Source organism: Streptomyces sp. NBC_00028, from assembly GCF_045041065.1.
Classification (GTDB): Bacteria; Actinomycetota; Actinomycetes; order Streptomycetales; family Streptomycetaceae; genus Streptomyces.
In genome coordinates this window covers 1,383,991-1,394,774 of record NZ_CP108293.1, presented here as the reverse complement: position 1 = coordinate 1,394,774, position 10,784 = coordinate 1,383,991, and the positions used below count along the sequence as shown (strand labels likewise).

Sequence of the window (10,784 nt, the reverse complement as noted above, 5' to 3'; positions counted from 1 at the left end):
GTGTTCCCGGCACGTCAGCGCAGCACCCACGCCACATCCCTGAGCAGGGCGTGCCGCCACCCCGCCCGGTCGTGCTCCGACGCCGACCGCGACACCCGAACGGCGGCACCGCACCGCTCCGCCAGCGCCTCGACCCGCCCGCAGTGCGGCAGCATCGGCGTCTCGTGTTCCCCCACGTCGAAGGCGACCCGCAGCCCGGACAGGTCGGGCAGCCCGCGCAGGCGCTCGGCGAGGGCGCCACCCACCGGACCCCCGAACGGATCCGCCGACCCCATCGCCTCCGGCGTCCACCAGAACGACCCCGACTGACAGGCGACACGCGACACCAGCTCGGGGAACTCCAGCGCCGCGTACAGCGCGCTCAGCCCGCCGAGGCTCTGTCCGGCGACCACCAGCCGGTCCGGGTCGCCCGGCATGCCCGACTCCGCGACGAGCGGCAGCAGTTCGTCCCGCACCGCCCGCCAGACCTCGGGCCGGCACGCGTACTCGGTCCGCCGGTCCTTCGCCGGAAGGAAGACCAGGGTGACGGGCGGTACGTCACCGGCGGCGACCGCCGCGTCGAAGGCGGCCATGGCCGGATGCAGATACAGCCAGTCGTCCCCGTCCAGGAGCAGCACCAACGGCCCACCGCCGCCCACCGGATGAACGCGCACGGTACGCCGCCCGCCGAGCCGCTCGGAGGCCCAGCGGAGCCGGGTGCGGGGGAGCGGCAGCACGTCGTCGGCGCCGACCAGGGGCCAGTGCGGCTGCGGCGGGGCGTCCGGCGTGGCGGCGATGGACCGGTCGCCGCCCGCCCCGGCCGGGTTGAACGGGTCGGCGTACGCCTGGCCGTCGGCGAGGAACTGGTAGGTGACCCGCAGCCGTCGGGGCATCCGCACCCGGGCGTACCAGCAGTCGGTGTCGTCCCACCGGCGCAGGGGCACGTCCTCGGACCAGCTCTCGAAGCCGATGCTCGCCTCGGGCCCACGCCACAGGAACAGGGTCACCCAGCCGCCGTCTCCGGAGGCCACCGAGACGGGCCCCGTCGCGGCAGCCCAGAAGTCGTCGGAGCCTGGGGTGCCGGACAGCCCGAACTCCCTGAATCCCAAGCCGTTCTCGGCCATGAACGACTCCTTGTGGGAGGGAAGACGAAAAGCTAGGCTCGATCCAATTAGGCGAGCCTAACCTAATGTTGACGTCCGTAGGAGGTACTCGACATGAGCACCAACCCCTTCGACGACGCCGAAGGCCGTTTCCTGGTCCTGGTGAACGACGAGGGCCAGCACTCGCTGTGGCCCGCCTTCGCCGGGATCCCCGGCGGCTGGACGGTCGCCTTCGAGGAGAACACCAGGGACGCCTGCCTGGCCTACGTCGAGACCAACTGGACGGACCTGCGCCCCAGGTCGCTGTTCAGCCCAGCGCCCGGTCCAAGTTGAACGCCGCGCTGATCAGCGCGAGATGGGTGAACGCCTGCGGGAAGTTGCCCTGTTGCTCACCGGTGTGGCTGATCTCCTCGGCGTACAGGCCGAGATGGTTGGCGTACGTCAGCATCTTCTCGAAGGCGAGCCGCGCCTCGTCGACCCGGCCCGCGTGCACCATGGCCTCGACGTACCAGAACGAGCAGATCGAGAACGTGCCCTCGTCGCCACGCAGTCCGTCCGGACTGGCCAGCGGGTCGTAGCGGTAGACCAGCGAGTCGGAGACCAGCTCCTGCGTCAACGCGTCCAGGGTGGAGAGCCACTTGGGGTCGGTCGGCGCGATGAACTTCGACAGCGGCATCATCAGCACCGCCGCGTCCAGCACATCGCCGTCCTCGTGCTGCACGAACGCCTGGCGGGTATCCGACCAGCCCCGGCTCATGATCCGCCGGTAGATGGTGTCCCGGCACTCCCGCCAGCGGGGCAGATCGGCGGGCAGACCACGGCGGTTGGCCATGCGGATCGCCCGCTCGATCGCCACCCAGCATATCAGGCGCGAGTACAGGAAGTTCTTCCGGCCGCCGCGGGTCTCCCAGATGCCCTCGTCGGGCTGGTCCCAGTGCGCGCACACCCACTCCACCAGGGCGCACACATCGTCCCACTGGGCGCTGGAGACGGGCTTGGCCCACTTGTCGTAGAGGTAGATGGAGTCGATCAGGGCGCCGTAGATGTCGAGTTGCAGCTGATCGGAGGCGGCGTTGCCGACCCGGACCGGCGCGGAGCCCTGATGTCCTTCCAGATGCGGGAGTTCGGACTCGGGGAGGTCGGTGCGGCCGTCGATGCCGTACATGATCTGGAGCGGCCCGGACGGTTTGCCGTCGCCCGGACTGACGTGCTTGGTCACGAAGTTCATGAACGCCTCGGCCTCCTCGGTGAAGCCGAGGCGCAGCAGCGCGTAGACACAGAAGGCGGCGTCGCGCACCCACACGTACCGGTAGTCCCAGTTGCGTTCGCCACCGAGCTGCTCGGGCAGACTCGTGGTCGGCGCGGCGACGATGGCGCCGGTGGGCGCGTAGGTGAGCAGCTTGAGGGTGAGGGCCGAGCGGTGCACCATCTCCCGCCAGCGGCCCCGGTACTTGGAGTGCGACAGCCAGCGCCGCCAGTACGCCACTGTGGTCGCGAACTGCTCCTCCGCCTCGGTCCGCGCGCACCGGCGCGGCGACACCTCGCCGCCGACCTGGTCGAGGGCGAACACCGCCGACTCGCCCTCGGCGAGCTTGAAGTCGGCGCGCGCGTCCAGGCCGTCCGTCTCCAGCGGCACGGTCGCGGTCAGGCCCAGCGACAGCTTCTCGGACTCGAAGAGCGCGACGTCGCCGACCATCCGCAGCCGATGCGGCCGACGGCCGTAGTCGAAGCGCGGGGCGACCCGGGTCCGGAACGGGATCGAGCCCCGTACGCACACCACCCGCCGGATCAGCCGGTGCCGCTCGACCTCGGCAGCCTCCCCGTCGACCGGCATGAAGTCCTGCACCTCGCCGACGCCGTCCTCGGTGAAGAACCGGGTGATCAGGACGTTGGTGTCGGGGAAGTAGAACTGCTTGGTCCGGGCCGGCACCGACGCCGCGAGCTCGAAGGCGCCGCCCCGCTCCGCGTCCAGGATCGCCGCGAAGACGCTGGGCGCGTCGAAGGACGGGCAGCAGTACCAGTCGATGGTGCCATCCGTGCCCACCAGGGCCACGCTGCGCAGATCCCCGATCAGCCCGTGCTCGGCGATCGGCAGATACGGCGCCGACGTCGGTGTTCCGCTCATCGCAGCCTCCCTGCCCCCAGCGTAGGTCGATCCGGGCGGCCGGGTGCGGGAACCGCGTCAGACCGCGACCACCCGGATCCCCGCCTCCTCGAAGCGCCGCACCATGTCCGCGCCCACGGCCGCGTCGGTGACCAGCGTGTCCACCGCCTCCGCCGCGCAGATCCGGGCGAACGCCCGCTGCCCCAGCTTGCTGGAGTCGGCTGCCACGACCACCCGCTCGGCCCGCTCGCACAGCAGCCGGTTGATCGCCGCCTCCGCCTCGTCGGCCGCGGCGGCCCCGTGCGTGACGTCGAAGGCGACCACGCCGAGCACCGCCACATCGAGGGTGATCTGGCTCAGCACCCCGTCGGCGAGCGGCCCGATGAGCTCGTACGACTGCGCCCGCGCGACCCCGCCGGTCACCACGATCTTGAACTGGGGGCGGACGGCCAGCTCGTTGGCGATGTTGAGCGCGTTGGTGACGACCGTCAGCGCGGGCGAGCCGGACGCGAGATCACTGCGCACGGCCAGGGCGCGGGCCACCTCCGTGGTGGTCGTGCCGCCGGTCAGCCCCACCGCCTCACCGGGGGCGAGCAGATCCGCGACGGCCTTGGCGATGCGCTGCTTCTCGGAGGCGCGCCGGGCGGTCTTGTAGCGCAGCGGCAGCTCGTAGGACACCCCGTGCACGACCGCGCCGCCCCGCGTGCGCACGAGCATCTGCTGCTCGGCCAGCTGGTCGAAGTCGCGCCGGATCGTCGCCGCCGAGACCTCCAGCTCGGCGGCGGCCTCCTCGACCTCCAGCCGGCCGCGCTCGACGAGCAGTTCCAGCAGCGACTTCCAGCGGGCGTCGCGGGACATCCGCACCCTCCCATCCTCGATCACCCGGCGACCCTAGCGCACCCCGCGCTCGTCCAGATGCTTGATTCTGCTCGAAACGTCGCTATATCTTGCACGAACAATCACTGATGGGGAGGGGTGACGCATGACGCACGGCATGACTCATGTCGAGAGCGAGCTGACGAGCCAGCCCGAGTGCTGGACCCGCGCGGCGGCCGAGGCGGGCGGACACGGCGGGGCGCTGCCGGTGGCGGGGGAGCGGGTCGCGATCGTGGGGTGCGGCACGTCGTACTTCATGGGCCAGTCCGTGGCCGCGCTCCGCGAAGGGGCGGGTCAGGGCGAGACCGACGCCTTCGCCGCGTCGGAGTTCCCGCGGGGACGCTCGTACGACCGCGTCGTCGCCCTCACCCGGTCCGGCACCACCACCGAAGTCCTGGACCTGCTCGGGCGGTTGAAGGGGCACATACCCACCACGGCGATCACCGCCGATCCGCGCACGCCCGTCATGGAGGCCGCCGACGACGTCGTCGTCCTCGACTACGCCGACGAACGGTCCGTCGTGCAGACCCGGTTCGCGACGACCGCGCTGACCCTGCTCCGCGCCCACCTCGGACTGCACACGGACGCCGTCGTCACCGACGCCCGCACCGCGCTCACCGAACCGCTGCCCGAAGGCCTCGTCGCCTGCACGCAGTTCACCTTCCTCGGCCGCGGCTGGACCGTGGGCCTCGCCCACGAGGCCGGGCTGAAGATGCGCGAGGCCTCCCTGTCCTGGACCGAGGCGTACCCGGCGATGGAGTACCGGCACGGCCCCATCAGCGTCTCCACCCACTCCACCGCGACCTGGATGCTCGGCGAGGCCCCCGAGGGCCTGGCCGAACAGGTCCGCGGCACCGGCGCACTCTGGGTCGACGGCGGCCTCGACCCGCTCGCCGAACTCGTCCGCGCCCAGCGCCTCGCCGTGGCCGTCGCGGCGGCCCGGGGTCTCGACCCGGACCGGCCGCGCCACCTCACCCGCTCCGTCATCCTCGCCGAGTCATAGGAGCGGTCGTGCCTCTCGTCACCACCGGCGAACTGGTCGCCGCCGCCACCGCCGCACGCTCCGCCGTGGCCGCCTTCAACGTCGTCACCCTCGAACATGTCGAGGCGGTGATCGCCGGCGCCGAGTCGGCGGACACCCCCGTCGTCCTCCAAGTCAGCGAGAACGCCGTCAAGTTCCGGCTGGGACGGCTGCAACCCCTCGCCCGTGCCACCGTCGCCGCCGCCGAACGGGCCGCCGTACCCGTCGCGTTGCACCTCGACCACGTCCAGAGCGACACCCTGCTGCGACAGACCGCGGACGCCGGGTTCAGCTCCGTGATGTACGACGCCGCCCGCCTGCCCTACGCCGAGAACCTCGCCGCCACCCGCGCCGCCGCCGACTGGGCCCACGCCCAAGGCCTGTGGATCGAGGCCGAGTTGGGGCAGGTCGGCGGCAAGAACGGTGAGCCGCCGCTGGACGCCCACGACCCCGGCGCCCGCACCGACCCCGCCGAGGCCCGTGCCTTCGTGGCGGACTCCGGCGTGGACGCCCTGGCCGTCGCCGTCGGCAGCTCGCACGCCATGACCACCCGCACCGCCACCCTCGACCACGACCTCCTCGAACGCCTGGCCGCCGCCCTCGACACACCCCTCGTCCTGCACGGCTCGTCCGGCGTGCCCGACGACGAACTCGCCGCGGCCGTCACCGGCGGCATCGCCAAGGTCAATGTCGGCACCGCCCTCAACGTCGCCCTGACCGGCGCCGTACGGGAGTTCCTCACCGCCCACCCCGAAGCCGTCGACTCACGCAAGTACCTGGCCGTGGGCCGGGACGCGATGGCGCGGGAGGTGACCCGGATCATCCGCGTGGTGAGCGGTGGACACCGGCCGCCCGCGACTACCGCTTGACGGCCTTCAGCACCACGAACTTCGGGTCGCTCGCGACAAGCCGGCTGTTGCCGAACAACCGCCGCAGCGTCACGTGGTACCCCAGATGACGGTTCCCCACCACCCACAGCTCCCCGCCCGGCCGCAACGCGCGCCGGGCGTCGGCGAACATACGCTGCGCGGTCGCGTCGGTCGTCGCCTGATGGGAGTGGAACGGCGGGTTGTTGAGGACGAGGTCCACACTCCCCTCCGGCACCCCGGTCAGCCCGTCCCCGACCCGGAACTCGGCGTGCCCCGGCACACCGTTCGCCTTGTACGTCGCCTCGGCCGAGGCCACCGCCTGGAACGACTCGTCGACGAACAGCACCTCGGCGGCGGGATCGGCCAGCGCGACCGCCGTCCCCACGACCCCGTTGCCGCACCCCAGGTCGACCACGCGCGCCGCCCCGCGCGTGTCCGGCAGATGCCCGAGGAAGAACCGCGTGCCGATGTCGAGGCGGTCGGCGCAGAAGACCCCCGCGTGGTTGACGACGGTCCGCCCCGAGACCGGCCCGATGTCCTCGGGCAGCGCGTACCGGTACGGCCAAGGGGTGGCGGCGACCTTGCCGGGCGCCTGCGGGGTGCTGAAGATCAGCCGCGCCTTCTTCTCGGCGAGCGAGGTGCGGGTCGGCCCGATGATCCGCTCGAAGAGCCGGAGCGTGGAGGTGTGGATCTCCTTCACCATGCCGGTGCCGACGACGACCGTCCTCTCGTGCACCCCGGGCGCCAGACGCAGCAGCTGGTCCTCCAGCAGAGCCAGGCTCTTCGGTACCCGGACCAGCAGCACGTCGATCCGCCCCGGCGGCGGGTCCTGCGTCGTCAGCAACCGCACCGTGCCGGTCCCGACGCCGTTGCGGGCGAGATTGGCCCGGGTCGCCTCCTGGCTCAGATACGAGTCCGTGATCTGCGTCGGCCCGTGCGCCGCCAGCGCCGTGACCAGCGCACCCCACCGGTCGCCCAGCACCACGACAGTCCCGGACAGGTCGACCTCCTGGAGGTGCCGCAGCAGATACTCGTCCGAGGCGTCCCAGGCACGCAGCCGGTCACGCGGGTCCTCGGGGAAACGGGCCAGCGCGAGCTCGCCCCAGGGCGTCGTCATACGGTCGTTCATGGTGGGTCCAGGCTAGCGGAACCGCAGCTCACGGCCGCTTGGCAGGATGGTGTCCATGGAGGCCGAGCTGTTCCCCAGGGATCGCACCGAGGTGGCGCCGGGCGCGGTGCACATGCCGGACTGGCTGGGCGCCGGGCGGCAGCGCGAGCTGCTGGAGGCCTGCCGGGACTGGGCCCGTCCGCCCGCCGGGCTGCGGACGGTGCGCACACCCGGGGGCGGCACGATGACCGCACGGCAGGTGTGTCTGGGCCTGCACTGGTACCCGTACGGCTATGCCCGCACGGTCGTGGACGGCGACGGTTCCCCGGTGAAGCCGTTCCCGGCGTGGCTCGGGGAGCTGGGCGCGAGTGCGGTGCGAGGGGCCCTCGGGGTGACACCCCCGCCGTACGACATCGCACTGATCAACTTCTACGACGGTGACGCCCGCATGGGCATGCACCGCGACAGCGACGAGAAGTCGGACGCGCCGGTCGTGTCGTTCAGCCTCGGTGACAGCTGTCTCTTCCGCTTCGGCAACCCCGACACCCGGACCCGGCCCTACACGGACGTGGAGCTGCGCAGCGGCGACCTGTTCGTGTTCGGCGGGCCCTCGCGGCTCGCGTACCACGGTGTGCCCAAGGTGTACCCGGGCACGGCGCCTCCGGAGTTGGGGCTGACGGGGAGGCTGAACATCACGCTCAGAGTCAGTGGGCTGTAGGGCGCCTGTGCGCGCGGGCATCAGGCACCGCGCCCGTAGGAGACCGGCACTGCGGATCATGGGAGACTCGCCCTCATGAGCGGCAACGCGGACCCCCGGCCGGCCGGGGAAGGGACCACCTCGAGGACGCGGTTGGACCGGGGGCGCGGTGCGCTCGGGCCCGCACTGGAGCTCGTGCACACCGGCCGCGCCCCGACCCGGGCCGTGCTCACCGCCGAACTCGGCGTGACGCGCGCCACCGCAGGAGCGGTCGCCGCCGAACTGGAGGCGCTCGGGCTGATCAGGGTCGACGCCCGGCCCGGCGCCGCCGCGGGCTCCCAGGGCCGGCCCTCGCACCGGCTCGCGGTCGCCGAGGACGGCCCCGTCGTCCTCGCCGCCCAGGTGCACGCCGACGGATTCCGGGCGGCACTGGTCGGTCTCGGCGGCCGGATCGCCGCCACCGCGCCCGCCCGCGAGACCGTCGACGCCGACCCGGCGAAGATCATCGGCTCGGTCGTCGAGGCCGGCGCCGAACTGCTGCGTACCACCGGTCTTAGCTGCGTCGGCGCCGGTCTCGCCGTGCCCTCCGCCGTCGCCGAACCCGACGGCACCGCCCTCAACCCGCTCCACCTGGCCTGGCCCGTGGGCGCGCCCGTCCGGCGGATCTTCACCGAGTGCGTGCGCGCGGCCGGCATCACCGGGCCCGCGTTCGCCGGCAACGACGTCAACCTCGCCGCCCTCGCCGAGCACCGCCACGGCGCCGGCCGCGGCGCCCGCGACCTGCTCTGCGTCGCCACCGGACACCGGGGAGTCGGTGGCGCGCTCGTCCTCGACGGCCGTCTGCACACGGGCAGTTCGGGCCTCGCCCTCGAAGTCGGCCACCTCACCGTCAACCCCGAGGGCCGCCCCTGCCACTGCGGCAGCCGCGGCTGCCTCGACGTCGAGGCCGACCCGCTGGCCCTCCTCACGGCCGCCGGCCGCGAGCCCGGCCCGGTGGTGTCGCTGCTCCAGCAGGCCAACGAACTGATCCGCGACCACTACGACGACCCGGCCGTCCGCACCGCCGCCGAGACCCTCGTCGACCGCCTCGGCCTGGGCCTCGCGGGGCTGGTGAACATCCTCAACCCCGACCGGATCATCCTCGGCGGCCTGCACCGCACCCTGCTCGCCGCCGACCCCGACCGGCTGCGCGCCGTCGTCGCCGACCGCAGCCTGTGGGGACAGAGCGGCGGCGTCCCGATCCTCGCCTGCACGCTCGACCACAACAGCCTGGTCGGAGCGGCCGAGTTGGCCTGGCAGCCGGTACTGGACGACCCGCTGAGAGCGCTGGCCTCGGCGTGATCCGGCGGTATACGCCGAGGGATACGCCTCAGCCCACGAGTGACTGCGTACCGAGGACAGCGAGCAGCGCCAGCTTCTCGGCCTCCGCGGTACCGGGCTCCGCCGAATACACCAGGATGTGCAGGTCGTTGCCCTCCACCCGGAGCAGATCGCAGTCCAGCGTCAGCAGCCCCACGTGGGGGTGCTCGATCGTCTTGCGTGAACTCTCCAGCCGGCCCACGACCCCCGCGTCCCACAGCTCGGCGAACCGCTCACTGCCCGCCCGCAACTCCGCGACCAGCCGCCGCAGTTGCCGGTCGGCGGGATAACGGCCGACCGTGGCCCGCAGCTCCGCCACCATGCCCGCCTCGAACGCGCTCCGCTCCTCAGGCGTGTGCCGCACCCGGGTCGGCGCACCGAGGAAGTTGCGCCACACCCCGTTGCGCTCGAAGCCGTGCAGGCCCGACGGATCACCCATCAGCGCCGCGTACATCGGATTGGCGACCAGCAGCGTCATCGCCGCGTCGGACACCCCGACCGGCGTGTCCACCAGCCGGTCCAGCAGCCGCTGCACGCTCGGCGTGAGATACCCCGGCACCGTCTCCGGCCCCGGCGGCACCAGCCCCGCCAGCCGGAAGAGATACGCCCGCTCGTCCCCCGACAGCCTGAGCGCCCGCGCCAACGCCTCCACGACCTGCCCCGACGGATTGGCCGCCCGGCCCTGTTCGAGCCGGGTCACATAGTCGACCGAGATCCCGGCCAACAGCGCCAGCTCCTCGCGCCGCAGCCCCGCCGCGCGCCGCTGACCCCCGACGGGCAGCCCCGCGGTCTGCGGAGCCACCCGGTCCCGCCAGCGGCGCAGCGCCTGCCCCAGATCCGTCGTCGTCATGCCTCCAGTCAACCGCGTCGGCCGGGCGGGTGCCTGGTACTGCCAGTCCCAGGAAGAAGAGTCGTCTGGCTGTCCGCCCGGCCCGGCGGGACCGTGGAGCCATGACCACCACACTGATCACCGGAGCGAACAAGGGACTGGGCTTCGAGACCGCCCGCCGACTCGTCGCAGCAGGTCACACCGTCTACGTCGGCGCCCGCGACGAGGAGCGCGGACGCCGTGCCGCCGAGCAACTGGGCGCCCGGTTCGTCCGCGTCGACGTCACCGACGACGCGTCCGTCGCCGCGGCCGCCAAGACCGTCGAGGCCGAGGGCGGTCTCGACGTCCTGATCAACAACGCGGGCATCGAGGTGCGGGGCGCGGGCAACAGCATCCCCAGCGCCGCCGACACCACCGCCGACGAGATGCGGACGGTGTTCGAGACGAACGTCTTCGGTGTCGTCCGCGTCCTGCACGCCTTCCTGCCCCTGCTCCAGAAGTCCGCCGCGCCCGTCGTCGTGAACGTCAGCAGCGGCCTGGGCTCCCTGACCCGGCTGTCCGACCCGGACTCCCCGGCGCACTTCTACCCGGCCGTCGCCTACCCGTCGTCCAAGACCACGGTCAACATGATCACCGTGCAGTACGCGAAGGCGTTCCCGGCGATGCGCGTCAACGCCGTCGAGCCCGGCTTCACCAACACCGACCTCAACGGCGGCACCGGCACCCAGACGGTCGGGGAGGGTGCCGAGATCATCGTCCGCATGGCGCAGACGACCCCGGACGGGCCGACCGGCGGCTACTTCGACGTCAACGGCCCGATTCCCTGGTAGGCGGGACCC

Annotated in this window: 11 protein-coding genes; 6 read left to right on the top strand and 5 right to left on the bottom strand. The window is 72.5% G+C overall.

Annotated features, from left to right (window positions below):
• Nucleotides 1–14: 14 nt before the first annotated feature.
• Complete coding sequence (locus OG885_RS06160) at nucleotides 15–1,103, bottom strand: alpha/beta hydrolase-fold protein (RefSeq protein WP_405727223.1); 1,089 nt, start codon at nucleotides 1,101–1,103, stop codon at nucleotides 15–17.
• Nucleotides 1,104–1,196: 93 nt separating this feature from the next.
• Here OG885_RS06160 and OG885_RS06155 point away from each other — a divergent pair, with 93 nt between their 5' ends.
• Complete coding sequence (locus OG885_RS06155; protein ID WP_405727220.1) at nucleotides 1,197–1,415, top strand: MbtH family protein; 219 nt, start codon at nucleotides 1,197–1,199, stop codon at nucleotides 1,413–1,415.
• Here OG885_RS06155 and OG885_RS06150 read toward each other — a convergent pair.
• Both OG885_RS06150 and OG885_RS06145 read right to left on the bottom strand, forming a co-directional pair.
• Nucleotides 1,390–3,207 carry a glycoside hydrolase family 15 protein gene (locus tag OG885_RS06150; RefSeq protein ID WP_405727217.1) on the bottom strand — a complete coding sequence of 606 codons (1,818 nt, stop codon included), beginning with the start codon at nucleotides 3,205–3,207 and terminating at the stop codon, nucleotides 1,390–1,392. The two genes, OG885_RS06155 and OG885_RS06150, sit on opposite strands and share 26 nt — an antisense overlap.
• Before the next feature lie 57 nt (nucleotides 3,208–3,264).
• Nucleotides 3,265–4,044, bottom strand: a complete 780-nt coding sequence (locus OG885_RS06145; RefSeq protein ID WP_405727214.1) for a DeoR/GlpR family DNA-binding transcription regulator — start codon at nucleotides 4,042–4,044, stop codon at nucleotides 3,265–3,267.
• 136 nt (nucleotides 4,045–4,180) lie between these two features.
• On the opposite strand from OG885_RS06145, the gene OG885_RS06140 reads away from it, so the two are divergent.
• Nucleotides 4,181–5,065 carry an SIS domain-containing protein gene (locus OG885_RS06140; protein ID WP_405742599.1) on the top strand — a complete coding sequence of 295 codons (885 nt, stop codon included), beginning with the start codon at nucleotides 4,181–4,183 and terminating at the stop codon, nucleotides 5,063–5,065.
• A gap of 8 nt (nucleotides 5,066–5,073) precedes the next feature.
• Complete coding sequence (locus OG885_RS06135) at nucleotides 5,074–5,952, top strand: ketose-bisphosphate aldolase (protein WP_405727211.1); 879 nt, start codon at nucleotides 5,074–5,076, stop codon at nucleotides 5,950–5,952.
• On the opposite strand, the gene OG885_RS06130 is transcribed toward OG885_RS06135, so the two are convergent.
• Complete coding sequence (locus OG885_RS06130; protein WP_405727208.1) at nucleotides 5,942–7,081, bottom strand: methyltransferase; 1,140 nt, start codon at nucleotides 7,079–7,081, stop codon at nucleotides 5,942–5,944. The genes OG885_RS06135 and OG885_RS06130 overlap by 11 nt on opposite strands.
• Before the next feature lie 55 nt (nucleotides 7,082–7,136).
• Between OG885_RS06130 and OG885_RS06125 the strand changes: the two genes are divergently transcribed.
• Both OG885_RS06125 and OG885_RS06120 read left to right on the top strand, forming a co-directional pair.
• The gene (locus OG885_RS06125) at nucleotides 7,137–7,778 is read left to right on the top strand and encodes an alpha-ketoglutarate-dependent dioxygenase AlkB family protein (protein WP_405727205.1); all 642 of its coding nucleotides are present in this window, start codon (nucleotides 7,137–7,139) and stop codon (nucleotides 7,776–7,778) included.
• A 75-nt stretch (nucleotides 7,779–7,853) separates the two neighbouring features.
• Nucleotides 7,854–9,098 carry an ROK family protein gene (locus OG885_RS06120; protein ID WP_405727202.1) on the top strand — a complete coding sequence of 415 codons (1,245 nt, stop codon included), beginning with the start codon at nucleotides 7,854–7,856 and terminating at the stop codon, nucleotides 9,096–9,098.
• A 28-nt stretch (nucleotides 9,099–9,126) separates the two neighbouring features.
• Here the strand turns inward: OG885_RS06120 and OG885_RS06115 are convergent, their stop codons facing one another.
• Nucleotides 9,127–9,966 carry a helix-turn-helix transcriptional regulator gene (locus tag OG885_RS06115; protein ID WP_405727199.1) on the bottom strand — a complete coding sequence of 280 codons (840 nt, stop codon included), beginning with the start codon at nucleotides 9,964–9,966 and terminating at the stop codon, nucleotides 9,127–9,129.
• A gap of 101 nt (nucleotides 9,967–10,067) precedes the next feature.
• On the opposite strand from OG885_RS06115, the gene OG885_RS06110 reads away from it, so the two are divergent.
• The gene (locus OG885_RS06110; protein ID WP_405727196.1) at nucleotides 10,068–10,775 is read left to right on the top strand and encodes an SDR family oxidoreductase; all 708 of its coding nucleotides are present in this window, start codon (nucleotides 10,068–10,070) and stop codon (nucleotides 10,773–10,775) included.
• Nucleotides 10,776–10,784 lie beyond the last annotated feature (9 nt).

What these genes read in the sequence shown, in the direction of transcription:
- OG885_RS06160 (WP_405727223.1), bottom strand. Translation starts at nt 1,103, where the DNA reads ATGGCCGAGAACGGCTTGGGATTCAGGGAGTTCGGGCTGTCCGGCACC.
- OG885_RS06155 (WP_405727220.1), top strand. Translation starts at nt 1,197, where the DNA reads ATGAGCACCAACCCCTTCGACGACGCCGAAGGCCGTTTCCTGGTCCTG.
- OG885_RS06150 (WP_405727217.1), bottom strand. Translation starts at nt 3,207, where the DNA reads ATGAGCGGAACACCGACGTCGGCGCCGTATCTGCCGATCGCCGAGCAC.
- OG885_RS06145 (WP_405727214.1), bottom strand. Translation starts at nt 4,044, where the DNA reads ATGTCCCGCGACGCCCGCTGGAAGTCGCTGCTGGAACTGCTCGTCGAG.
- OG885_RS06140 (WP_405742599.1), top strand. Translation starts at nt 4,181, where the DNA reads ATGACTCATGTCGAGAGCGAGCTGACGAGCCAGCCCGAGTGCTGGACC.
- OG885_RS06130 (WP_405727208.1), bottom strand. Translation starts at nt 7,081, where the DNA reads ATGAACGACCGTATGACGACGCCCTGGGGCGAGCTCGCGCTGGCCCGT.
- OG885_RS06125 (WP_405727205.1), top strand. Translation starts at nt 7,137, where the DNA reads ATGGAGGCCGAGCTGTTCCCCAGGGATCGCACCGAGGTGGCGCCGGGC.
- OG885_RS06120 (WP_405727202.1), top strand. Translation starts at nt 7,854, where the DNA reads ATGAGCGGCAACGCGGACCCCCGGCCGGCCGGGGAAGGGACCACCTCG.
- OG885_RS06115 (WP_405727199.1), bottom strand. Translation starts at nt 9,966, where the DNA reads ATGACGACGACGGATCTGGGGCAGGCGCTGCGCCGCTGGCGGGACCGG.
- OG885_RS06110 (WP_405727196.1), top strand. Translation starts at nt 10,068, where the DNA reads ATGACCACCACACTGATCACCGGAGCGAACAAGGGACTGGGCTTCGAG.